The 23,542-nt window shown below is 32.7% G+C and carries 28 protein-coding genes, 1 tRNA gene and 1 pseudogene; 19 read left to right on the top strand and 11 right to left on the bottom strand.

Annotated features, from left to right (window positions below):
• Window positions 1-24: 24 nt before the first annotated feature.
• On the bottom strand, window positions 25-2,004 hold the full coding sequence (locus Anndu_RS11550) for a VgrG-related protein (RefSeq protein WP_464101343.1): 1,980 nt from the start codon (window positions 2,002-2,004) through the stop codon (window positions 25-27).
• Window positions 2,005-2,246: 242 nt separating this feature from the next.
• On the opposite strand from Anndu_RS11550, the gene Anndu_RS11545 reads away from it, so the two are divergent.
• Both Anndu_RS11545 and Anndu_RS11540 read left to right on the top strand, forming a co-directional pair.
• Window positions 2,247-3,383, top strand: coding sequence for a DegT/DnrJ/EryC1/StrS family aminotransferase (locus Anndu_RS11545; RefSeq protein WP_464101342.1), 1,137 nt, complete (start codon window positions 2,247-2,249; stop codon window positions 3,381-3,383).
• A gap of 125 nt (window positions 3,384-3,508) precedes the next feature.
• Window positions 3,509-4,273 carry a pentapeptide repeat-containing protein gene (locus Anndu_RS11540; RefSeq protein WP_464101341.1) on the top strand — a complete coding sequence of 255 codons (765 nt, stop codon included), beginning with the start codon at window positions 3,509-3,511 and terminating at the stop codon, window positions 4,271-4,273.
• Window positions 4,274-4,679: 406 nt separating this feature from the next.
• Here the strand turns inward: Anndu_RS11540 and Anndu_RS11535 are convergent, their stop codons facing one another.
• On the bottom strand, window positions 4,680-5,159 hold the full coding sequence (locus tag Anndu_RS11535) for a DUF4112 domain-containing protein (protein WP_464101340.1): 480 nt from the start codon (window positions 5,157-5,159) through the stop codon (window positions 4,680-4,682).
• A 96-nt stretch (window positions 5,160-5,255) separates the two neighbouring features.
• On the opposite strand from Anndu_RS11535, the gene Anndu_RS11530 reads away from it, so the two are divergent.
• Entirely contained in the window at window positions 5,256-5,573 is a 318-nt protein-coding gene (locus tag Anndu_RS11530; protein ID WP_464101339.1) for a muconolactone Delta-isomerase, read from the top strand.
• A gap of 32 nt (window positions 5,574-5,605) precedes the next feature.
• Here the strand turns inward: Anndu_RS11530 and Anndu_RS11525 are convergent, their stop codons facing one another.
• On the bottom strand, window positions 5,606-5,929 hold the full coding sequence (locus tag Anndu_RS11525) for a hypothetical protein (RefSeq protein ID WP_464101338.1): 324 nt from the start codon (window positions 5,927-5,929) through the stop codon (window positions 5,606-5,608).
• A gap of 130 nt (window positions 5,930-6,059) precedes the next feature.
• Here Anndu_RS11525 and Anndu_RS11520 point away from each other — a divergent pair, with 130 nt between their 5' ends.
• Window positions 6,060-6,707, top strand: coding sequence for a DUF6861 domain-containing protein (locus tag Anndu_RS11520; protein WP_464101337.1), 648 nt, complete (start codon window positions 6,060-6,062; stop codon window positions 6,705-6,707).
• A 71-nt stretch (window positions 6,708-6,778) separates the two neighbouring features.
• Here Anndu_RS11520 and Anndu_RS11515 read toward each other — a convergent pair whose 3' ends face one another.
• Both Anndu_RS11515 and Anndu_RS11510 read right to left on the bottom strand, forming a co-directional pair.
• Window positions 6,779-7,024: a transposase gene (locus Anndu_RS11515; RefSeq protein WP_464101336.1), complete on the bottom strand. Its 246-nt coding sequence runs from the start codon at window positions 7,022-7,024 to the stop codon at window positions 6,779-6,781.
• 12 nt (window positions 7,025-7,036) lie between these two features.
• A protein-coding gene (locus Anndu_RS11510; RefSeq protein ID WP_464104048.1) for an IS630 family transposase occupies window positions 7,037-8,063 on the bottom strand; the annotation gives its coding sequence in 2 pieces (ribosomal slippage) (window positions 7,037-7,619 and window positions 7,618-8,063; 1,029 coding nt in all).
• A 340-nt stretch (window positions 8,064-8,403) separates the two neighbouring features.
• Between Anndu_RS11510 and Anndu_RS11505 the strand changes: the two genes are divergently transcribed.
• On the top strand, window positions 8,404-8,991 hold the full coding sequence (locus Anndu_RS11505; RefSeq protein ID WP_464101335.1) for an exopolysaccharide biosynthesis protein: 588 nt from the start codon (window positions 8,404-8,406) through the stop codon (window positions 8,989-8,991).
• A 38-nt stretch (window positions 8,992-9,029) separates the two neighbouring features.
• On the opposite strand, the gene Anndu_RS11500 is transcribed toward Anndu_RS11505, so the two are convergent.
• Entirely contained in the window at window positions 9,030-9,647 is a 618-nt protein-coding gene (locus tag Anndu_RS11500; RefSeq protein WP_464101334.1) for a hypothetical protein, read from the bottom strand.
• 166 nt (window positions 9,648-9,813) lie between these two features.
• Here Anndu_RS11500 and Anndu_RS11495 point away from each other — a divergent pair.
• The 3 genes and pseudogenes from Anndu_RS11495 to Anndu_RS11485 all read left to right on the top strand — a co-directional run.
• A pseudogene (locus Anndu_RS11495) lies at window positions 9,814-10,040 on the top strand (helix-turn-helix domain-containing protein); the annotation flags it as partial.
• Window positions 10,041-10,064: 24 nt separating this feature from the next.
• Window positions 10,065-10,286, top strand: coding sequence for a hypothetical protein (locus tag Anndu_RS11490; RefSeq protein WP_464104143.1), 222 nt, complete (start codon window positions 10,065-10,067; stop codon window positions 10,284-10,286).
• A 92-nt stretch (window positions 10,287-10,378) separates the two neighbouring features.
• A complete protein-coding gene (locus Anndu_RS11485) occupies window positions 10,379-10,654 on the top strand; it encodes a transposase family protein (RefSeq protein WP_464104082.1) in 276 nt (91 codons plus the stop codon).
• Between the two features lie 19 nt (window positions 10,655-10,673).
• Here Anndu_RS11485 and Anndu_RS11480 read toward each other — a convergent pair whose 3' ends face one another.
• Window positions 10,674-10,868 carry a hypothetical protein gene (locus tag Anndu_RS11480; RefSeq protein WP_464101333.1) on the bottom strand — a complete coding sequence of 65 codons (195 nt, stop codon included), beginning with the start codon at window positions 10,866-10,868 and terminating at the stop codon, window positions 10,674-10,676.
• A 167-nt stretch (window positions 10,869-11,035) separates the two neighbouring features.
• Complete coding sequence (locus Anndu_RS11475) at window positions 11,036-11,374, bottom strand: hypothetical protein (protein WP_464101332.1); 339 nt, start codon at window positions 11,372-11,374, stop codon at window positions 11,036-11,038.
• A 129-nt stretch (window positions 11,375-11,503) separates the two neighbouring features.
• Between Anndu_RS11475 and Anndu_RS11470 the strand changes: the two genes are divergently transcribed.
• The 10 genes from Anndu_RS11470 (at window position 11,504) to rnc (ending at window position 19,394) form a co-directional block, all read left to right on the top strand.
• Window positions 11,504-12,523, top strand: a complete 1,020-nt coding sequence (locus tag Anndu_RS11470) for a permease (RefSeq protein ID WP_464101331.1) — start codon at window positions 11,504-11,506, stop codon at window positions 12,521-12,523.
• A 91-nt stretch (window positions 12,524-12,614) separates the two neighbouring features.
• Window positions 12,615-13,406 (top strand): TIGR03943 family putative permease subunit, encoded by a 792-nt coding sequence (locus tag Anndu_RS11465; RefSeq protein ID WP_464101330.1) that lies wholly within the window; start codon window positions 12,615-12,617, stop codon window positions 13,404-13,406.
• A 17-nt stretch (window positions 13,407-13,423) separates the two neighbouring features.
• The gene (locus tag Anndu_RS11460) at window positions 13,424-13,705 is read left to right on the top strand and encodes a type II toxin-antitoxin system RelE/ParE family toxin (RefSeq protein WP_464101329.1); all 282 of its coding nucleotides are present in this window, start codon (window positions 13,424-13,426) and stop codon (window positions 13,703-13,705) included.
• Window positions 13,706-13,716: 11 nt separating this feature from the next.
• Window positions 13,717-14,016, top strand: coding sequence for a HigA family addiction module antitoxin (locus Anndu_RS11455; protein ID WP_464101328.1), 300 nt, complete (start codon window positions 13,717-13,719; stop codon window positions 14,014-14,016).
• A 70-nt stretch (window positions 14,017-14,086) separates the two neighbouring features.
• A complete protein-coding gene (locus tag Anndu_RS11450) occupies window positions 14,087-14,278 on the top strand; it encodes a type II toxin-antitoxin system HicA family toxin (protein ID WP_464101327.1) in 192 nt (63 codons plus the stop codon).
• A gap of 23 nt (window positions 14,279-14,301) precedes the next feature.
• Window positions 14,302-14,508 carry a type II toxin-antitoxin system HicB family antitoxin gene (locus tag Anndu_RS11445; protein WP_464101326.1) on the top strand — a complete coding sequence of 69 codons (207 nt, stop codon included), beginning with the start codon at window positions 14,302-14,304 and terminating at the stop codon, window positions 14,506-14,508.
• Window positions 14,509-14,562: 54 nt separating this feature from the next.
• On the top strand, window positions 14,563-16,488 hold the full coding sequence (locus Anndu_RS11440; RefSeq protein ID WP_464101325.1) for an ABC-F family ATP-binding cassette domain-containing protein: 1,926 nt from the start codon (window positions 14,563-14,565) through the stop codon (window positions 16,486-16,488).
• A gap of 103 nt (window positions 16,489-16,591) precedes the next feature.
• Window positions 16,592-17,065: a single-stranded DNA-binding protein gene (locus tag Anndu_RS11435; RefSeq protein WP_464101324.1), complete on the top strand. Its 474-nt coding sequence runs from the start codon at window positions 16,592-16,594 to the stop codon at window positions 17,063-17,065.
• A 135-nt stretch (window positions 17,066-17,200) separates the two neighbouring features.
• Entirely contained in the window at window positions 17,201-18,247 is a 1,047-nt protein-coding gene (trpD, locus tag Anndu_RS11430; protein WP_464101323.1) for an anthranilate phosphoribosyltransferase, read from the top strand.
• A gap of 472 nt (window positions 18,248-18,719) precedes the next feature.
• The gene (gene rnc / locus Anndu_RS11425; RefSeq protein ID WP_464101322.1) at window positions 18,720-19,394 is read left to right on the top strand and encodes a ribonuclease III; all 675 of its coding nucleotides are present in this window, start codon (window positions 18,720-18,722) and stop codon (window positions 19,392-19,394) included.
• A gap of 88 nt (window positions 19,395-19,482) precedes the next feature.
• Here rnc and Anndu_RS11420 read toward each other — a convergent pair whose 3' ends face one another.
• From Anndu_RS11420 to Anndu_RS11410, 3 genes are all read right to left on the bottom strand, one after another.
• Window positions 19,483-20,190 carry a TerC family protein gene (locus tag Anndu_RS11420; RefSeq protein WP_464101321.1) on the bottom strand — a complete coding sequence of 236 codons (708 nt, stop codon included), beginning with the start codon at window positions 20,188-20,190 and terminating at the stop codon, window positions 19,483-19,485.
• Between the two features lie 100 nt (window positions 20,191-20,290).
• Window positions 20,291-20,372, bottom strand: a tRNA-Leu gene (locus tag Anndu_RS11415).
• Between the two features lie 81 nt (window positions 20,373-20,453).
• Complete coding sequence (locus tag Anndu_RS11410; RefSeq protein WP_464101320.1) at window positions 20,454-20,981, bottom strand: DUF4168 domain-containing protein; 528 nt, start codon at window positions 20,979-20,981, stop codon at window positions 20,454-20,456.
• Window positions 20,982-21,204: 223 nt separating this feature from the next.
• On the opposite strand from Anndu_RS11410, the gene Anndu_RS11405 reads away from it, so the two are divergent.
• Entirely contained in the window at window positions 21,205-23,535 is a 2,331-nt protein-coding gene (locus Anndu_RS11405) for a transglutaminase TgpA family protein (RefSeq protein ID WP_464101319.1), read from the top strand.
• Window positions 23,536-23,542: the final 7 nt, after the last annotated feature.

Below are 23,542 nucleotides of genomic sequence, written 5' to 3'. Positions count from 1 at the left end.
GTTTAAATCGTTACCTAATTAATATTAATTAATCTTAACCATTGATCCCTTAACATTAGTAATAGCACTAGATTCAACCGTCATCATACCAGAGGCTTTAATCGTCATGGAAGCATTGGCTTCATAATTAGCAGTAGCCGTTGCTTTAGCCTCAATCTTAACACCATTAATTTTAATACCACTTTGACTAATTTCAATAGTATTAGAACCAACCTTCAAGGTAATTTTCGTCATTGCGGTTAAATTAATATTCCCCGCATTAATATTAATATCTTTAGAAGTGCCACTGGTGCCTGATTTTACATTAATATTACCAGTAGAAATCAGATCAATATTTTTGGCAGAATCATCCATTAAAATTTTATGACCACCAGAGGTTTTAATTTCAATTTTTTTATTTTGATCATCTAATAAAGCATAGTGGGATCCCCCCGTTTCAATATTAATTTTTTTCTCACTATCATTACAGTGAATTTTATGTTTATAAACCGTATCAGTATAAACCCCCTTCTTACTACTGGCCTTATCTTCCTCTACAAATTGTAAAGTATGGCCAGTGCGAGTTTTAAAAGTTCTCAAGCGCACTTTACTACTTACTACCGACTCAGTAACAACGGTGGGAGGGGCATCCTTCCCATTCCACACACCCCCCAACACAAAAGGCCGATGAATGTCACCATGTTCAAAAGCCACTAAAACTTCATCATTGATCTCCGGTAAACAATCAAAACCCCGATCAGGGCCTGCCCCGATCGCCACTACCCTTGCCCAATGACTCTCATGTTCCTCCGTTAAAGTAGGAAACTTAACCTTAACCCGTCCCCATTTTTTGGGATCATTATTATTCGTCACCATGCCGATCATTAAAGTTTGGCCGGGCTGTAAACGGGTTTGAGGAGATAAAGCCGTTAAAATATCACCCCCCCTCAAGCCCCTCACACTAAACTCAGTGGTATAAACCCGATTGACAAACAAATGACGGGTTTCCGTGACATAATAACTCCCCGTATATTTGCCCATTTCCTGTAAAGTTACCACCTTCCCCGGCCGGATCGTAGGATTGCCAATGGCGATCGCATCGGCTTGGATAAACTCTCCTCCCAACTCATCACATAAAGACTGGGCGATCGAGGTGGCTTCCGTAGCTAAATAAACAGGCTGATCCACGATAGTGACAGTGGGAGTAGTGGGTTTACCCTTAAAAGCACTACTTTTAGCCGATCCCGTACCATGTTGATTAGACGTTAAAACCGTTGCACTACTAGCCGTTCCCACGATGGCCTTTTTCTGTTCATAATCCCAGCCCCTTACTTCAACTTTATTAACCTGTTCACCACTACTGACCCGAACTTTAAAACTTTGTAATTCTTCTAACCATGTTAAAGCAACGGATCCCCCACTTTTCGGTTTGCGAAAATTCAATTTTCCATCCTGCACAAACAACTCATAACCATTACGCGCCGCCCTTTCGCGCAAAAACTCCATATTAGTTTGATTTTCTTGAAAAAGATATTCATGGGTGGTACTGGTAGCCTCCACTGTTCCGGCGGAGATCCCCACTTCACCAATCACTTTTGAGACCACATCAGAATCTTTCACATTTTGGAAAGAACGGTTAAAACGCCCCCGATGTAACCGATGTGCCACATCATAACCTCTGATGATAATGGGGGCTTGAGATTCTTGAGTAAAAAAGTTTTCGATCGCCGTGACTTCACCTTGAAAAATATCACCTTTTAACTGAGTGGCAAACTCCGCATCATCCATTGTACTAGAACCAAAACCAACGGAAATTTCCGTGCCGATTTCAAATAAACTCTGATGCTTCCAGATCTGATCATTGCTTCGGGCTGAAAAAGGATCATTTTTAATAATGATCGTTACCATAGCGGGTAAATGGAGACTTTCTTCCACACAAATTTGTAAAATATCCTCAATCAAAGCATCGGAGGCCGCAGAGCCGTTAATTTTTAAAATTGGTTCAACAATGTAAGTGGTAGCCATAAAGATTAGACTTGTTGGGAACTAGGGATTGATTAGGTTATGATGACGGGGCGATCACCACAGGCCATCAACAACTGATCATAAATTAATTGTAATGCCAATTTACAGTAGTATAAAAAATTAAATAAAATAAAATCAAAAATCTCCTTTGAACCATAATCAAAAATTAATCACTCTTGTTAGATTAAAGGCAACTTTTCCGTTATTCTACAAAGATAATAAATTACGATTTTAGATATTCAATGAGCAAAACCATTCCTCCTGTTAATCTTAAAAAACAATACGAAACCATCGCCCAAGAGCTTGACTGTGCCGTTTTAGAGGTTCTTCGCTCTGGACATTATATCGGCGGCGAGGTAGTCAGTCAGTTTGAACAACAATTTGCCCAATATCATGATGTTTCCTATAGTGTTAGTTGTAATTCGGGTACTGATGCTCTCTATTTGGCTTTAAGGGCTTTAAATATTGGGGCGGGAGATGAGGTAATTACCACTGCTTTTACTTTTATTGCTACGGCTGAAGTTATTTCCACAGTAGGAGCTAAACCTGTTTTTGTTGATATTAATAGGGAAACTTTTAATCTTGATGTGAGTCAAATTGAGGCTAAAATTACCCCCCAAACTAAGGCCATTATTCCGGTACATTTATTCGGTTTACCTGTGAAAATGGATCCAATTTTAGAGTTAGCTCAAAAATATAATTTAATTGTGATTGAAGACTGCGCCCAAGCCACAGGAGGAGAATGGGAAGGTAAAAAAGTTGGTAGTATCGGCCAGATCGGCTGTTTCAGTTTTTTCCCTACCAAAAATTTAGGTACTTGTGGTGATGGGGGGGCGATCACCACTAATGATCATCATTTGGCCGCCCAAATTAGAATGTTAAAAGAGCATGGCAGTCGTCAAAGATACCATCATGAAGAAATAGGAATTAATAGTCGTTTAGATGCCATTCAAGCGGCCATTTTAGCGGTTAAATTACGTTATTTGGATCAATGGAATGACCAACGCCGTGCCATCGCCGGCCGTTATCATGAATTATTAAAAAATATCCCCCATTTAACTTTACCCCAAAGGATAGAAGGGGGAAAACATACATGGAATCAATATACTATTTTAATTAAAAATAATGATTCTTCGGAGCATAATTTTCGAGATCAAGTTAGGGAAAAATTGTTAGAATTAGGGGTAATTGCGATGATTTATTATCCCATTCCTTTACATTTACAGGAAGTTTATCAAAATTTAGGTTATCATCGGGGGGATTTTCCCATTACAGAACAGGTAGCAGGTCAAGTTTTATCTTTACCGATGTTTCCAGATCTAACCATTGAGGAACAAGAAAGGGTGGTTTATTGTCTCAAAGATTGTTTAATCAATTGACAATGGAAAATTGACAATTGAATTGCCCCAAACCCTCAAGGGTCGGGCTAGATAGACAAAGCCTGCCCGCGCAGGCTTTAGCCTTAATGATTATCATTAATATTCAAAATTTAATAATAATAATTATGAAAAAAACTATAATAATTTTCACAGTGATCGCCTCAGTCTTTAACCTAACTAGCCCAGTTAAAGCTGAAAATCTCACCCATTTAAGACAATTAATCAATACTAAACAATGTGAAAATTGTGAGCTTTCTAACAGTGGCCTCGTCATGGCTAACTTAGTGGGGGCTAACTTGAGGGGAGCTAACTTAGTCAGAGCTAACTTAAGTCGTGCCGATCTCACTGGGGCTGATCTCACAGGTGCAAACTTAACGGGCGCTTCCCTAAATGGTGCAAACCTAACGGGCGCTAACCTAACGGGCGCTAACTTGACGGGCGCTGACTTAAGGGATGCCTATTTAGTTAATAGTAATTTAATGGGAGTAGACCTTAATTTAGTCTATCTTCAAGGGGCGATCGGTGTGCCAAATTATGCCGGAACACCTGAACAGTTCCAACGCTGGGCTTTAACCGAAGTCAATCAAGGACATTATCAAGCGGCCGCTAACTATTATAATCAAGCCATTAGCGTTGATGGCGAATACGCTCCCGCCTATTTAGGGCGAGGAATTTTACGTTATCGCATGGGGGATCTCAACGGTGCCATGCAAGACGCTCAGATGGCCTCCCAACTCTTTGAAACTCAAGAAAATACCCAAGGCTATGAGGCTTCTCAAAATTTAATTAAAGGCTTAGAAGTGGCCATGAATCCTGAAAGTGAGGGAGATGGCGGTTTTGGCCAATTTTTGACGGGAGTTGGCTCATTATTATTACGCTTTTTATTTTAATTGTCAACTCCTGATTAAGTTAATTTTTGTTAAGAAATATTAAAAAGTATTTAACAATACTGTATCAAAACTTTACTTAGATCATACTTAGATCAGTAAATACACGCAAAGTATATCCGTAAATATACGGATCATACCCAAGGGAATTTACCAAATTTGGGTAAGATCTCCCTTGTAATTTTCAAAAAACATAGCCATAATTAAATTATCCGTTGATTTGACGATGGGGGAAAAGAGATGTTAGAAAAATTTTGTTTAGCAATTGTCTTTACTTTATCTTTATATTTATTTTTGCAGACTAATCAATCGTCAGCAAAACCGAATTTTATTGGAAATCAAACACCAATTTTTTCACCAAAACCGACTCTTATCTCTCATTTTTTTGCTAAAAACAATCTCCATTTTCCTAACTAGGGGACAAAAAATTCCAAATTAAGGTTAAGATTAACCAAGAAATTAGGGAGATTAGACTAACAAATATAATGAGAATAATAAACATTAATAATAAAAATAAATTGTCTGTTTTTTTTCTGGATTCGGGAGATTTTAAATGATTTTCTAGTAAAATTAAGTTTTGAGAATTGGCTTTCCATGTCAGATCAAAAAAATCTCCCACTACCGGAAAAATCCCGATTGTCAAGTCTATCATAATATTTAAAATCATCTTAAAAAGAGTAGATTTACTAACACCTAACTTTGCACTTTCCCAAACAATATAAATAGAAAAAATTAATCCTAAATAATCCCCGATCGCCGGAAATAAACCCAATAAAGGATCGATCCCTACACGATAAGAAGTAAAAGGAATTGTCACAGCATTATCTAATAAGTTTGCTAGTTTTTGTAATTTTTGAAAGGTTGCTTGATTATTTTGTGAATTGTGCATAATTTTAGATTTTCTTAAAATTTCGAGTTAATTTAATCAGCTAAAATGAAACTAAATTAATTGTCAAATTTCAACTGATAAGGAGTTTAATTAATTATGTTATATCATCTTGATTTTCAGGTAGAATATTCAGCGCAAATGAGTCAACAAGATTTATTTAAAATTTGGTCTGAAGAAGCGAAAGTGGCTTTAGATGCTAAGTCAAAAGGGGTGGTAATAGACTTATGGAAATGTGTAGGAATGCGCAGAGTTATTGTGATTGTTGATGTAGATTCTCCTGATACTTTAGATCAAATTTTATTTGATTTACCTATTATGAAAAAAATGGGTCAGCACGTTCAAATTAAAGTAACTTCTTTACGCCGTTATGAAGATTTTGCTAATGATGTTAATAGCAGATTAAATGATAAATAATTGGTTAAGGTGGGCAATACCCACCCTACAAATTAAGTTTTAATTGGTAATTTATTTACCTTAATTACTGCATCTTCGGAATCGTATTCTTCCAATTCAATTTTCACAGGTAATTTAATATTTTCCTGATTATGAAATTGATTAACTAATTTACAAATATCAGAAGCAATAATCTGATTAAATTTAAAAAATTGAGAAAAATGATCATCTCCATTAGTAACTTGTATTTCTTGATTAGCAATATTTACAGATTCAACTTTGATCATAAATTGATCTTGTAAACCTTCAATTGAGACGTTAATTTTATATTGTCTTGGCTTTGAAGTTTTGTCAATGGCAATTAATTGTATATTCATAATCTTAAAGATTATTTAATTTAATGTAACTAATTTTTTATTAAGATTAATAAATCTTAATCTCTCAAATTGGGATTATTTATATTAAAATAGAATAACATTACACAAATTAACTGTGAGAGACAACATTATGTTAAGAGCTTTATTAAATTGGACTCTTGCCTTAATTTTCCTAGTAAACACAATTGTCAATTTCCCTGTATTTGCATTAGATACTTCAATCAATCCTTCAACGAATATAGAAATTCAAGAAAATATCAAAAAAATAAATTTTTCAGATTCATTGAGTTTTTATCAAAACGTAATTAAATCAATTAGAAAAGATGAAACTTTTGAAATTGTAACTCCTTATAAAACGACAGATGAATTTCCAGAAAATCTAAAAAAAATAATTCCCATAACAGATGATACTGAAATTGATCCAATAGAAATATCTAATGATATGACTACGCCAAGTTTATCGGCAGAATTAACGGAAATAGACACAAATGCTATTGAAGTAACAAGTTTATTCCCTAATAATAATATTGAAAATATAATACAAATAGACCTTAATATTGATACCTTATTTTTTATTGGTTATACTTCATTAGGTACTGGTATTGGTGCAGGAATTGGTAGTTTTTTTGGAGGTGTAGGTGTAGTCCCCGGAGCATTAACAGGAGGAGTAATTGGCTTTGGCGGTTCATTAGTTGCTAAAGCTTTTCAAGAACATTATATCGTAGAATTGATATTTGATATAACAGGAAAAGTTATTATAATTGTTAGACCTGCATAAAGTAATTATATTATTAATTAATAAGGTATATCAGACTTAAATTTGATTGTTATAGCATTTACATTTAGTAGCTACACAGATAAAGCATTAATAATATAATCCCAACCTGCTAAAGACAGGATAAAATCTTCTTGTAAATTATTTAAGATATTAGCTACTTTATTTTTGACATCATCTAAGTTCTTAAACCAGATATTTTTTAACTGTTGTTTGATATATAACCACAGTCTTTCAATCGGATTTACTTCTGGACAATAAGGTGGTTGAAATAACAAAATTATATTCTCAGGTACTTCTATTTTTGATATTCCTGACATACTATAGCAATCCTAAATAGGTTGTGGCAAAATTCCATATTGATAAAGTTTGGGGAAATCAAATATTTGACCATGCGCAAAAAACTTAAATAGCCACTTTACTATTTTAAATGATTTACATAAATGATAGAATTGTCTAATAAAATTTTTCACTTGTAGCCAAATATCTTCTACCGGATTTTGTTCTGGAGCATTAGGGGCAAATTTATGACAAGTAATTAACCATTCTTCTTCCAATAAATCTTGATTTATTATAGTTAAATACTCCCTAAATTCTTTTGAGTCATGATAGGTTGCTCCATCCCAAAATATTGCTAATCTTTTTCCTTTTCTTTTTGATAGTAAATACTTGATAAATTTGATCGTATTTTCTGTATTTCCACTTTCATATTCTTTGACAATAAATTCTTTAGTTTGATAGTCTAATGCCCCATAATAAGTTTGTCGGCTTTTTTCATTTTTAATGGGAATTTCTATTCTTTGATCTGTTCTTCCCCAAACATAACCTAAAATGTCTCCCCAAAGTAAATGACATTCATCAATCATAAACACTACAAGCTCTCCACTCTCTATTTCTTTTTCCAAATCTCTAATTTTTCACTGATTTCTTTTTTTTAGCTTCGACTAATTCGTCATTTTTAGCCGGATTCTTTTTTTGAGTTTTTTTCCAACTTATTTTCGCTTCTTTGAGCAAACTATAATAACTTTGATTGGATTTATAAATAATATTATATTCTCGCTCTAAATAAATTTTTAAATCTGATAATCTTAAATATTCTTGCTCTCTTAACCAATTAATAACTTGGTCTTTTTCTTCTGGTTTTAATTCACTTTTAGTTCCTTTAAACTGTAATTTCAAGCTTTCTACTCCACAAAAAAGAGCTTGATTTTTCCACATACTAATAAAGCTATGAGAAACTTGTAATAATTCTTTTACTTCATGGTATGATTTTCCTTCTAAAATCATTTTGACAGCTAAAGCCCTTTTTATTTCTTTAGCCTCTTTTGTTTGATTGATAAAATCATTTAACTCAGAAATAATGTTCATTTTTTTTTCCTTGAATTTAGATTATAATTAATATTATATCTGTTATGACCTATTTAGGATTGCTATATTGCTCCTGTTAATCTATTCTTATACTAACCCTGAACTTACTTTTTGTAAATGGTATAAAGAGCCAAAAAAAATAGTGATCTACTTTCTGATTTTATCAAGAAAAGATCACTTTTATTTTGCATTTTAACCCCGACTTTGAAAAAACCCTCCTCTAATCAATGAGAAAAATGTTATAATATTTAATTATTAACAATTGACAGTAGATAATGACTTTTTTAATTGTCAATTGTCCATTGTTAATTGTCAACTGTTAACGGAATCAATGCACCTAAAATTTTCTCAAGAAATTGAATCTTTACTCAAAAAATCAGGAGAAAGCCCCTTAACTTTAGAAGAAATTTTAAGAGAAACTTCAGAAAGAGGTATTAGTTTAACTATTGGTTTATTAACCTTACCTTTTTTATTTCCCATGCCTCCGGGGTTATCAATTCCTCTTGGTTTAGGGTGTTTATTTTTAGCCTCTCAAATGGCATTAGGGAGGCGTTCTCCTTGGCTACCAAAAAGAATTGCTCAATTAAAATTTACCCGTAGTTTTAGTATTATTTTATTAAAAAGATTAAACAATTTGACTAAATTTTTAGAAAAATTTGTGCGCCCTCGTTGGTTTGAAATAGCGGAAAATCCCTCTGTTTGGAAAATTAATGGATATTGTATTGCATGGTTAACTATTTTATTAATGTTACCTATTCCTTTAACTAATCCTATTCCTTCTATTTCTATTTTAACTTTAGTTATTGCTACTTTAGAAAGTGATGGTTTATTAATGTGTGTAGGTTATGGTTTCACTTTAATTAATACCCTTTTATTTAGTTTTTTAGTATACACAATTTACCAAGCTTCAAATTTTTAAATAATCCCTCCTCTCCTTTGGGAAAGGAGGATTTACTTTTATTTATTAATCGTAAAAGAATCAAAAAAAGCATCCGCTTCAGGAAAATTAAAATCACCTTTTTCTACTACCATTAAAACTTGATAGAGAGTAGGCCCTTTAGGATCAAGAAAAATTCTGGCTTTTTTCTGATAACCATTAGCATCACTAATTAGTAATTCTTTGCCTAAAATATCTTCTTCTGAAATATCTGTTTCAGAAACTAATGTAGATTTATCTCCACTACCTAAAATCCCATTTTTTACTCCCTCAATTCCTTTTTGTGCATCATAATCTTTAGGATCGATCGGATAGGTAATACTATTAGTTAAATACGCCCGTTTATTGTTAGTATCTTCATACATTACAATTAATAGTTCTAAATCTCCAACTTGACTAGGTTGAGTTTGTGTTTCCTGTTTTGGAGTAGCGGGAAATTTAACAGTATAATCATTATCTTTTGAGGTATATTCCACCCAATCTTTAGTCAAAGATTCTTGGGGATTTTCTGGAGGGGGAGGATTGGGATTAGTGGTATTATTTGCCCCATTATTTGAGGTTATTGTTGATGTGCCACATCCTACTAAACCTAAAGGTGTAACCAATAAAAATAGTAGTAAAATAAAAAATTTTTTCATTCTTTTGATTGATTCTCCAAAATATAGAAAGAGATTGATTAAATTGTAATCAACTCAATCGCTAATTGGCACTAATATTAAGTTTAATTAATTTTCATTAATAATTAGACCTCTTGCGAAAGTGGGATCATGAAAGTACAATAAAGAAAAAATTGGAGAACAGAATATGAATTATGAAGAAGTCAAAAAATTAAACTCAACTGAGTTTAAACGCTATTGTGGAGTTCAGCTCGAAACATTTAATGATATGGTAAAAATTGTCAAAGCTGAAAAAATACTCCAAAAAAAACCGGGAAGGAAAAGCAAATTATCTATAGAAGATCAAATATTAATGACTCTTGCCTATTTAAGAGAATATCGTTCTTTTTTCATTTAGCAATTGATTGGGGAATTCATGAATCAAATGTTTGTCGAATTGTGAATAAAATTGAGAAAATTTTAATTAGTTCAGGTTTGTTTACTTTACAGGGGAAAAGAACGCTAATTCAAAGTGAGAATGAGATCGAAATAGTAGCAGTTGATGTCTCAGAACATGAGATAGAACGTCCTCAAAAAAAACAGAAAAGTTATTATAGTGGGAAGCAAGGCTATCATACAATAAAATCCCAACTATTGATCAATAAAAAAGTGCAGAAATAATTTGTACAGCTTTTGCAAAAGGACAAATTCATGATTTTAACCTGTTTAAAAAAGTAAAATAAATCTAAATGAAGATACCAAATGTTTAGCAGATAAAGGGTATCAAGGAATTAATAAAATTCATAAAAATAGTACCATCCCTATCAAAAAAGAAGAAACAAAAACTCAGTTCAGAAGAAAAACAATTTAATCGTCAACTAGCAAAAGAAAGGATAATTGTTGAACATATTCATCGTCATTTGAAAATATTTAAAATACTTTCATCACGATATAGAAATAGAAGAAAACGTTTTAGATTAAGATTTAATTTAATTGCAGGTATTTACAATTATGAGCTTTCTTTGAAGACAAAATTGGCGATCGTCTGATACTTTCGCAAGAGGTCTATTAATGTAAAATTTGTTGAAAATGGAGAAGACAATTTCCCATTAAAAAATAAACGACTAACATAGCGGCGGCAGAAAAAGCCACTAAAGTACCCGCAAACATAAAAGAAAACTCTTGATAATCAAAGGCTTTTTGCATTAAATTCAATGACCAAGCCACCAGCACCACATCAAAAATGAGAATTGAGATCAACATATTTTACGAAATGTAAAGTTAAGTCCATTTTAGTATAAAGTTTTGTTAAGCTAAAGGACAATAGAAAAATTTTATGAAAATTTTATAATTGCTCAAAAATCTGTTATAACAAGCTTTAAACCAAAAAAAACTTGAGTAACAGTCAAAAAAAAATTTTTTTACATTACTTAAAAATTAACTTTAGTGATCAACCAGTTAGTTAAGCGAGTGGGAACATTTTTATGAAACCAACGTAGGGCAATAATTAAAAAAAGAGGTTTAGAGAGGTTAATAATATATTTCATAAGTCCATTAACAGAGCGATTATGAATTTTTTTGTTAATTAACCGAATTGAACCCACATCATATAAACAAGCTAAAACCATCCTCACAGTAGTTTCTTCCCGTTTAAATAAATTTTCTAATAAAAGATGAATTTCGCGCATTTTTTCCTGTTCCATTAGGTCTTCCTTCATGCGTTCTTCCTCAAGACGGGCAAGGGCTGATTTTTTAGTAGAAGTTAACATAATTGAATTGTGAGATTGGGATTTTGCTTGGTATCATTGTTGCTAATCATTTATCATACTTTAATTACTCAGATTTGTTACTTTTAAATATAAAATTTAAAATCTAAACTTCGGACTATTTTAACCAGCATGGATCAATTTTATGCCGCTTTAACTTTATTTTTTAGTTTATTAGTGGAAGCCATGCCCTTTTTATTGTTAGGGGTGTTGCTTTCTAGTTCATTATTACTATTTATTGATGAAGGACAATTAATTGCGAAATTACCCAAAAATCCCTTTTTAGGAGCTTTTGTAGGTAGTTGTGCGGGTTTTTTATTCCCTGTTTGTGAGTGTGGTAATGTACCTGTGGCCAGACGTTTATTAACTCAGGGCATCCCTGCCTCTGTAGCGGTGAGTTTTTTATTGGCCGCCCCCACCATCAACCCGATCGTAATTTGGTCTACTTATGTGGCTTTTAAAGATCAACCTGAAATTGTTATTTTTAGGGTAATTTTCTCCCTTGGAATTGCCACTATTTTAGGGTGGGTGTTCTCTGTCCAAAAGGATTTAAGCCCTTTATTACAACCTATTTTAGCTCAAAGAATCAAATGGTTAAATAAACGTAATTCTCAAGGTCAAAAAACTAAAAAATTAACTGATAATATTTCACCTTTACTTCAGTCGGGGACATTTTTATTAAATAATGATGGTCAACCCCTTGCGATGGAACAATTAGAGGATAATTTAATTGGTAAAAAATCTTTTAAGCCAAAAATGATGGTTTTTTTAGAAAATTTAACTCAAGAATTACGGGAATTAGGAGCTATTTTAATTTTTGGTAGCGCGATCGCCGCTATGATTCAAGTATTTGTACCTAGAGAAATTATTTTAAGTTTAGGGCAAGATGAGATAACCTCAGTGGTAGCGATGATGATCTTAGCGGCCGTAGTGTCCATTTGTTCAACAGTAGACTCATTTTTTGCCCTCTCATTTGCCTCTACTTTTACCACTGGATCGATATTGGCTTTTTTAGTTTTTGGCCCGATGATTGATATTAAAGCGATCGGATTAATGTTATCAATTTTTAAGCCAAAAATGTTAATATATTTATTTGCTTTGGCCGCTCAATTAACCTTTATTTTAACATTAGGTTACGGTTATATCTTTTAAGTTATTTGTTATGGGTTACTGGTTATTCTTTATTCGTTATTTGAACAATTAAAAAATTTATTTAAAATTATTAAAATTAATTTAATTAACTATGCTTAAAAATAAAAAATTAACAATCTGGTTAGATGTCGTAGCCATTTTTGCTTGGGGTTTACTATTAGTTAAATATTGGTTAACCAATGAATTATATTTATTAATTCATCCTAATTATTTTTTGTTAGTAAAAATCACCGGAATAACTTTATTAATCTTAAGTATTTTCAAAACAATCGAAATTATTAAACAAGTCAAAAAACCCAAAGGTTTAGATCAGCCTATGGTTGAACATTTAACCCTTTTACCCCCCGGATGGAGTAGCGGTTTATTAACAGTTACGGCGGCGATCGGTTTGATCATTTCTCCTCAAGTTTTAACCTCTCAAACTGCCTTACAAAGAGGAGTTAGTGAGACTTTACCTGTTACTAGATCCCAACCTCAATCATTCCGTTTAAATAGTAAACCAGAGGAGAGAACATTAATCGAATGGATCCGCACTTTAAACGCCTATCCCGAACCCGATGCCTATACAGGTCAAAAAGCAAAAATTCAAGGTTTTGTGATTCATTTACCCCAACTTCCAGAGAATTATTTATTAATAAGTAGATTTGTGTTAACCTGTTGTGCAGTGGACGCTTATCCCGTTGGTATTCCGGTAAAATTAAACGCATCTCGTCAAACTTATCCCCCTGATACATGGTTAGAAATAGAAGGAGAAATGGCTACAGAAACTTTAAATGTTGATGCTAATACTTTAACTGAAACTACTTCAGGAAAACGTCAATTAATATTAGTTTCTAAGAATATTAAAGAGATTCCAACGCCAAAAAATCCTTATAATTATTAAGTATTTAATTAAATCAAATGATTAAATCTTTTAAAAATAAAGAAACAAAAAAAATATTTGAAAGACAACAATCTAAAAAATTGCCTTTAGATATTCAACAAATAGCTTTAAGAAAATTAAGAATGATTAACCGAGTACAAACCCTTGAAGAACTAAAAATTCCTCCTGCTAATCGTTTAGAAAAACTAAAAGGTGGACGATTAGGTCAGTATAGTATTAGAATCAATGATCAATGGAGAATTTGTTTTGAATGGTACGAAAATAACGCTTTTAATGTAGAAATTGTAGATTATCATTAAGGATAAAATTTATGCAAACTGAAAAATTAAACCCAATTCATCCCGGAGAAATTTTATTAGAAGAATTTTTAATTCCTCTAAATTTATCACCTGAAAATTTAGCTTTAGACCTTAAAGTTTCAGTCAGTCTTATCAATGAAATAATTGAACAAAAACGTCCGATTACTGCTGATATAGCTTTACGTTTAAGTCGTTATTTTAAAATATCTCCTCAATTTTGGCTAGGTTTACAATTAGATTATGATTTAGATCTAGCAGAGGATAAATTAGGGGAAATAATTAATCAAGAAGTTATTGCTTTAGTAACTTAAATGTGAGAGAATATTATTTAATAAAAATTAATTTTTATTAGATAATATTGATTTATGGTAAAATAAAATTGTGAAAGTAAAAGATGTAATTAAATTAATCGAAAAAGATGGCTGGTATTTAGTGAGAACTAAAGGCAGTCATCGTCAATTTAAACATTCAATTAAATCAAGTTTAGTGACCATTTCGGGTAAATTATCTGATGATTTAGCCATCGGGACATTACACAGTATTTATAAACAAGCACAATTAAATGTAAATTAAGTAAATTCAAAGGACAAAAAATTATGCGTTATGCAATTATCATCGAAAAAACAGAAAATAATTACTCTGCTTATGTGCCAGATTTACCCGGATGTGTAACAACGGGAAATACAATTCAAGAAGTAGAAGAAAATATTAAAGAAGCTATCTCTTTTCATTTAGAAGGGTTACAAATTCAAGGTTTACCTATTCCACAACCGACGACAGAATGTCAATATGTAGAAGCATAAAATTAATTTTAATCAATAAATTTCAGATAAAAAATAATCAAAAAAACTTAAAATATGACTATTATTGCAGTACAATCTCTTAAAAAAGATTTCGGGATTAAAGAAATATTAAAAAATGCTACTTTTAGCATTGAAGATAATGATAAAATCGGTTTAATTGGTGTTAATGGATCGGGAAAATCTACCCTTTTAAAAATATTAGCAGGAATTGAATTAAGTGACGGTGGCCAACAAATTGTTAAGTCTGGAGCGAAAATTGTTTATCTACCTCAACAGGAAAATATTAATAAAAATTTGACGGTTTTAGAGCAGGTTTTTGCTAATTGTAGTCAAGAAATGCAATTAATTAAAGAATATGAGGATTTAACTCACCGTTTAGCTCATGAAAATTCAGAAAATCAAACCCAATTAATGGAAAAATTAACTAAAATTACCCAAAAAATCGAAAATGAGGGTATTTGGGAGTTAGAAACTAATGCGAAAATTATCCTCCAAAAATTAGGAATTGAGGATTTTGAGGCTAAAGTGAGTGCGTTATCTGGGGGTTATTGTAAACGCATCGCCTTAGCTTCGGCTTTAATGGCTGATCCTGATTTATTATTAATGGATGAGCCGACTAACCATTTAGACGCACAATCCGTAGAATGGTTACAGGAATATTTAAGTAAATTCAGAGGGTCTATTTTATTAATTACCCATGATCGTTATTTTTTAGATCAAGTTACTAACCGTATTTTAGAAATAGATCGGGGTGATTTATATAGTTATAGCGGAAATTATAGTTATTATTTGGAGAAAAAAGCGTTAGCTGAAGAATCTATTGCGAGTACCCAACAAAAACATAAGGGTATTTTACGCCGTGAGTTAGAATGGTTGAAAAAAGGCCCTAAAGCCCGTAGTACCAAACAAAAAGCCCGTATAGGCAGGGCTTATGAGTTACAGGAAAAGACTTTTAAAGAGGCTCAAGGTAAGGTGGAAATTGATACCCCCGGCCGCCGGATCGGTAAAAAAGTAATTGAGCTTAAAAATATCTCCAAAGGCTTTAATAATGGCACTTTAATTAGGGATTTTAGTTATGAATTTGTCCCCGGCGATCGCATCGGTATTATTGGCGGTAATGGGGCGGGAAAATCCACTTTAATGAATATGATGACGGGGCAAATTGACCCAGATCAGGGAACTGTGGAGATCGGCAGTACCATCCATTTTGGTTATTTTGATCAACGCTCTGAAGACATTGTGAGCAATGCCGAGGCTCAGAAAAGGGTGATTGACTATATTAAGGATGTGGCGGCGATCGTGGAAACTAGCGATGGCACACAGATCACGGCATCTCAAATGTTGGAGCGATTTTTGTTTACACCTAATCAACAATATACCCCCATTTTTAAGCTCTCTGGGGGGGAAAAAAGAAGGCTATTTTTATTAAAAATTTTGATGAGTGCGCCCAATGTTTTATTATTAGATGAACCTACTAATGATCTGGATGTGCAAACTTTAGCAGTTTTAGAAGAATATCTGGAAAAATTTAATGGTTGTGTGGTGATTATTTCCCATGATCGCTACTTTTTAGATCGCACGGTTAATACAATTTTTGCCATTGAAAAAGATGGTAAAATTCGCCAATATCCGGGCAATTATTCTGTCTATTTAGATTATAAAAAACAAGAGGAAAAAGAAATTAAAATCACTAATAATCTTCAAGAAACTGTTAATAAAAAAGAGAAAGTTAAAACTAATTATGCACCTCAAAAACCAAAGCGTTTATCTAATTATCAAAAGAAAGAATTAGAGAAATTAGAAACAATAATTATTCCCGATTTAGAAAGTAAAAAAGAAGAAATTGAAGCTAAACTTTATCAAAATCCCCCTAATGATTATAATGAATTACAAAATTTAACCGAACAATTAGCTAAAATTAATGAAGAAATAGATCAAGCTACTAATAAATGGCTTGAACTTTGCGAACTTGAAGGTTAAAATTTTGTTATTTATCATTGATCATTATTAATTAATTAATTGTCAATTATCAATTAATCAAGTACAATTGTTCTAAATTATCAAAAAATAAGGAGTTTCAATCATGAATAGTTGCGTTTTAATGGCAAAAGTGATTAAAAGCCCAGAGTTACGCTATACCGTTGATCAAAAGCCTGTAACTAATATGATCGTTGAGTTTGAAGGAGTTAGCCCCAATGATCCACCCCAAACAGTGAAAGCGGTGGGCTGGGGGAATATTGCCCTAGAAATTAATGAGCAGTATAAAGAAGGGGATCAGATCGTGATGGAAGGGCGTTTATCTATGAATATGATCGAGCGTCAAGAGGGCTTTAAGGAAAAACGAGCAGAATTAATTATTTCTCGCATTGTGGGCGTTAGTGGCTCATCTTCATCATCTAATTATCAAACTTCAACAACATCAAATCAAGCCAGTAATTCTAGTAATGTCATTCCTTTTCAAAGTAATCCTACTACTACTGCAACCCCATCATCAAGCCCTTTTAATCAGAATGCAAATCAAATTTCAGAAGAAAATTTAGATGATATTCCATTTTAAATATTAGACTTTTAAGCCTTGCTTAATTAAGATATGTTCAACAATTGACAATTACCTCTCACTAACGTGAGAGGATTGAAAATAAGGAAAAATTGTCAATTGATAATTTTTAAAAACTATAGCTTAATTTTATTTATGAATAATAATAATACAGAAAACTGGTCAAATTTATTACAACAATTATTAGATAAAGAATCCCTCACAATTGATCAAGCCAGTACCCTCATGACAGGGTGGTTAAATAATCAAATTCCTGAGGTTTTATCCGGTGCAATCTTAACAGCAATTCAATGTAAAGGTGTATCAGGAAATGAATTAACGGGAATGGCTAAAGTGCTACAAAATCAAGCAAATCAAGCTGATCTTATTACTTATAATTATCCCGTAATTGATACCTGTGGCACAGGCGGAGATGGGGCATCAACTTTTAATATTTCCACTGCGGTGGCTTTTGTTACTTCAGCCGCCGGAATTAAAGTGGCCAAACATGGGAATAGATCCGCATCTAGTAAGGTTGGCTCCGCCGATGTTTTAGAAGCTTTAGGCCTTAATTTATCTGCGGATTTAGTAACAGTAAAACAAGCATTAGATCAAGTAGGAATTACCTTTTTATTTGCTCCGGGATGGCATCCAGCGATGAAAAATGTTGTCCCGTTAAGGCGTACTTTAAAAGTAAGAACTGTATTTAATTTATTAGGGCCTTTAGTCAATCCTTTATGGCCTAATGGTCAAATTATCGGCGTTTATAGCCCTCAATTTTTAACAAGTATGGGTGAAGCTTTACAGAATTTAGGTATAAAAAAAGCAATGGTTTTATATGGTAGAGAAAAAGTAGATGAAGCTTGTTTAGGCGATTTAACAGATATTGCTTTTATTGAGGGACAAAATTTAAAAATTGAGACAATTAATCCCCAAGAATTTAATTTAACTAAGGCAACTTTAAGCGATTTAAAAGGAGGAGAAGTAGAAGAAAATAAAGGCATTTTAACTAAGGTTTTACAAGGAAAAGGTACACCTGCTCAAAATGATGTAGTTGCTTTAAATGTTAGTTTAGCTTTACAAGTGGGGGATGGGATCAAATGGGGTGATCATCAAGCAGGAATTGATCTAGCAAAAGACATATTAAAAAGTGGGAAAGCTTATGATAAATTACAAGAATTAGTTAAATTTCTTCAGGGTTAATCTGTCCGGTGGGTAATTTTCTTTTAAATTATTAATTGCCCACCTTATAACAAAAAAGTCGTAAGATTTTTTAACAAGATGGACAAAAAAAATTAGAGAGAAAAAATCCCAGACTTTTGATTTTTTTTCTTGACACAATTCAATTATTATGCTACAAATAAGGCAGAGTATTAAATATCTTTAACTTGATATTTGTCTCATCTATATAAACTTAAAATCTAACATTTTTGTAAATCTTTTCTCTTGATTTAGTTGTAACTAAACCATTACTAAATCAAAAGAGAAGATTTACAAAGGGATTAGGTTTAAAGATTGTATTTTTGAGACTTATAATTTAAGTTAAAAAGTAGTTTTCCTGCTAGTTATTTTAAAAATTGGTGATAGTTGAGCTACTTTTTAGGTTTTGAGACTCCTGAAAATTTGCCCACCTTATTATTACTTTAAACAATTCATCTTAATCTGAACAAAAATTATGCACGAACTATTAAACTTTAACAATCAAAAATTATTATTACAGGCTCTAACCCATCGTTCTTATGTCAATGAGAATACGGATAATATCGAAGATAACGAAAGATTAGAATTTTTAGGTGATGCGATTTTAAACTTTTTAAGTGGTGATTATTTATATCATCATAATAATAATATGAGTGAGGAAGAAATGACTCGCAGACGTGCCGCTTTAGTTGATGAAAAACAATTAGCAAAATTTGCCCAAATAGTAGGTTTAAATTTTAAAATGCGCTTAGGACAAGGGGCGATCCGTGATGGTGGCTTTCATAATCCTAACCTTTTAAGTAGCACTTTTGAAGCAGTTGTAGGCGCTTATTATTTAGATAAAAGTGATATTAAACAAGTAGCAAAAATCGTAGAAGAATTATTTGATTCCGTACCCAAAAATTTAATGGTAGCACGTTCAAATGTGGACTCAAAAAATCGTTTTCAACAATGGGTACAAGCTAATATTTCTAGCACTCCTCCTAAATATATTACGGAAAAAGTTGAGGGAACTCCCGATCATTCTCCTCAGTTTGTTTCTAAAGTTTATGTAGGTAATCAATGTTATGGCCAAGGCCAGGGCAAAAATAAAAAAGAGGCGGAAAAAGATGCGGCTGAAGATGCCTTAATTAAAGTAAAATCTATCTAATTAAAATTAAGTTGACCAATTGATAATTGACAATTGATCATGGTCAATTGTCAATTGTTGAATTAAAATAATTATTGAGCAAATTTAATTATTCTTTGTTGATAACTTCTTTTATTTCTGTTTCTTGAATCGGATTTTTCTCAGAAAAACCCCACACAAACATACCCATAATTAACACGATCATTAACCATTCTGGCGGTAAAAATTCGGGATAAATTACTTTTAATAATAGTCTTAAACCAACAAAGCCTACAGTGATAAAACCTGCATCTTCTAAATGTTTGTATTCTTCTAACCATTTAATAAATAAACCGGCCAAAAATCTTAAGGTTATTACCCCAATTGTACCCCCTAAAATGATTAACCACGTTTGATCAGCTACAGCGATCGCAGTAGTCACACTATCCAGAGAAAAAGCCAAGTCAGTGACGGCAATCATGGGAATGGTTTGCCAAAGAGATTTAAAATTAAGGTGGTGATGATGTTGTTGATCATCATCCTTATCAGAAGTGAAATAATTAAACACCAACCAGAGTAGATAGGCCGCACCTAATAACTCAAACTGCCAATATTTAACCACCCATGTGGCGGTTAAAATTAAAGTGATTCTCAAGACATAGGCCGCTAATAAGCCGATATTTAAAGCATAAGTCTGCTGTTTAGGGTCTTTTAAACCTTGGGCAATAGCGGCTAGGGCGATCGCATTATCGGCCGATAAAACAGCTTCTAAAGCGATTAGGATCATTAATAGAAATGATGTTTTTAGATCAAAGTAAGTCAAGAATTGGTCTAGCATCAAAGACTAAAAAAAACAACGATTATTCTTTTATTATTAATTATTCTATTATTAATTATTCTCTATTATCAAAGATCTGTGAACAAACAAATCTTAAAAATGCGGATGGCGAGACTCGAACTCGCATAGCGTGAGCTACACGCCCCTCAAGCGTGCGTGTCTACCAATTCCACCACATCCGCTGATTGGTACATTCCCCAATCTATCATATTTTAGGTCAAAAGTCAAGTAACCATTGACAATTATCAATTGTCAACTAATCATTAATTTTGTTGTAAACGGATCAAAATAGGATTAAGACGGGAAGCTAATTGTTGCCAATTATTGGTAATTGTATTAAAATCTCTACTACTTAAACCGCTTTCATGAACTGTTCTTTGGGCAAAACGACAATAATTAAAGGCTCGATCTACCACTTGATTTAAGTTAGAGTCATTTAATGAGGCTAAATTTCTTTGTAGTTGTTCTCTTAAGCGACTACGGCTGATGGGTTGAATTTCGTTCCCATTTGATTGATAACAGGATATTTCGGGTACTGTTCCTGCCTTTTCTTTGATAAAGTCGTAGGTTGACTGTCGTTCACTTTCCATCGCTAAAACAGCCCTAGCATAATTTTCCAGTTGTGTATCGCTAAAATTAGTAGTTTGGGCAGAAACGATAAAATTTAATTCAAAATGATTGGAGTGAGGGGAAATTTCGGGAATAAGGCCACAACCTAAGCCCACCCCTGTCAGGGCGACAATGACCAGAGAACGAACGGAATAAGGCAATAAGGATTGAATATTTAACATAATAACCAGCTTGTATAATAATTGATAAATAATAATCTAGTTTATCTGAACGATTTTAACTTTAATAAGTTCCATTTTTCATTAAATTGTTTAAATAATCAAGAGCAAAAACAATTAATATTTTTGATCTCTGATAATATTAATAATTGGGATTAGGGTAGGTCAAATTCAACAAAGGTACTGATTTTTTGTTGATAATTGAAATAAAATTGAATTAATTTTTATGGTAAAACTGCAACAATCGCACAAAAAATCTTTTTTTCAAAAATTTCAAGAGCGTTTAGAGTCTTTGCCTGTGCCAAAGACGGAAGAATCGGTGTTACTGAGGATTTTTGTACAGGCTTTAGTGATTGTGGGAATTATTGCAACGGATGTGGCGGGGGAAACTTGGCTCAGTTTATGGGCTGTTCCCCTTTCGATCGTTGGGGCGATCTGGAGTTGGCACAATCGCAAAAAACCCAATATTACGGCTAAATTTTTAATTGCCATCGGCATGATCTCCATGATGTTATTGTTTTTTGGCGATTTATTTAGAAGTTTAAATGATACTCGTTTAGTTTTAGCTAAATTATTAATTGAATTACAAGTATTACATAGTTTTGATTTACCTCGCCGTAAAGATTTAGGTTATTCAACTCTCATCGGAATTATTTTATTAGGGGTAGCGGGAACGGTGTCTCAAACTCTGGCTTTTGCTCCTTTTTTATTACTTTTTTTAGGTTTAGTTTTTCCTGTTTTAATTTTAGATTATCGTTCCCGTTTGGGTTTAAAACCATTAGATCAATTATTATTAAATCCGCCTAATCAAGATTCTAAAAATCAATCTTTTAAATTATTACAATATTTTCCGATCGCTCCTCGTAAATTAGCTCGTTTGTTTGGAATTGTCTTAATTTTAGGATTATTCATTTTTGCCATTATGCCAAGATTTCCGGGTTATCAATTACAAAATTTTCCCGTCAGTAGTGGCATTGAACAAATTGATGAAAAAGAACAAACATTTAATGAAAATAATCAAGGTATTTCTAATCCGGGTTATGTGAAAGAGGGGGAACAGGGTACGGGAGGCCAAAATCAGGGCAATAGCCCAACTTCAGGACAGGGTGAGATGGATGAGACTTTTTATTATGGTTTCAACCGTACCATGAATATGAATTTGCGTGGAGAAATGGAGAAAAAATTAGTGTTAAGGGTGAGATCGCAAAATCCGGGCTTTTGGCGAGTTTTAGCATTTGATCGGTATAATGGTCAAGGCTGGGAATCCTCACGGCCAGATGATTTGAAGACGATCAATCGTCCCAACTGGACTTATCGCTTTAATATTTATCCTCCTTTTATCAAGGGAGGCACAAAAAGAATTATTCAAAGTTATACGGTAGCCTCTGATTTACCTAATATTATCCCTGCTTTAACTCATCCATCGGCCTTATTTTTTCCCACTAAAGAAATCGCTTTAGATCCGGAAGGAAGTTTGATTTCTCCTACTTTTATGACAGAAGGTTTAACCTATACTGTTATTTCTGATGTTCCCTATCGTAACCGGACTTTATTAAGAACGGCCTCAACAAAATATCCTCAAGAATTTGAAAAATATTATCTACAAATACCTGAAGAAATTAAAGCAAAAGTTAAACAAAAAGCAGAAGAATTAATGGCGAAATCTACTTATGATTTAACATCTAATTATGAAAAAGCTTTATTTTTAACTCAAGCTTTAAAACAACAATATCGTATTATTCCAGAGATACCTTTTTTTGATGAAAATGAAGATTTAGTCACCGCTTTTTTAGACAAATATCAAGGAGGTTATCCCGATCATTTTTCCGCCGTCTTAACAATAATGTTACGCTCGATCGGTATTCCTGCAAGGTTAACCGTTGGTTTTGCCCCAGGCCAATTTAATCCTTTTACGGGTTATTATTTAGTACATAATACCGATGCTTATGCCATTACAGAAGTTTATTTTGGTAGTTATGGTTGGTTTGCCTTTGATCCCATCCCTGGCCATGATTTATTTCCACCTTCCATTGAAGAATATACACCTTTTGGTATAGTTAAACAATTTTGGGATTGGATAGCAAGTTGGCTTCCTTCTCCTCTTACTGGATTTTTGAAAAATATATGGGATTTTATCATTGTTAAATTAATCACATTAATTAGTAAATTATGGCAATTCTTTTCCAGTGGAATTGTTGGTTTTCTCACAGTAATTATTGTTTTCTTATTGCTTAGTTTAATTAGTTTTTTAGGCTTTAACCAAGTTAAAAAATGGCTCAAAAAAATAGGTTTATCTAAACTATCACCCGAAGCTAAATTATATCAAGAAATGATTGATTTCTTAGCAGAAAAAGGTTATCCTAAATATGCGGCTCAAACTCCTTTAGAATATGCCCAAAGTTGTTTTAATATTTATGAAAAAGAACAGGCAGAAATTATTTTAAAAATTGCGCAAGCTTATGTAAGTTGGCACTATGGAGATCAACCTCAAAATGTTGAATATTTACAGGGGCAATTTAATCTTTTAAAACGTAGTTTTCAACGGATTAAAATTTAGTGGTAAA

This window comes from Annamia dubia NIES-4383 (genome assembly GCF_055394725.1).
The sequence above is the reverse complement of the archived record's forward strand: the minus strand, read 5'-3'. Positions and strand labels throughout refer to the sequence as shown.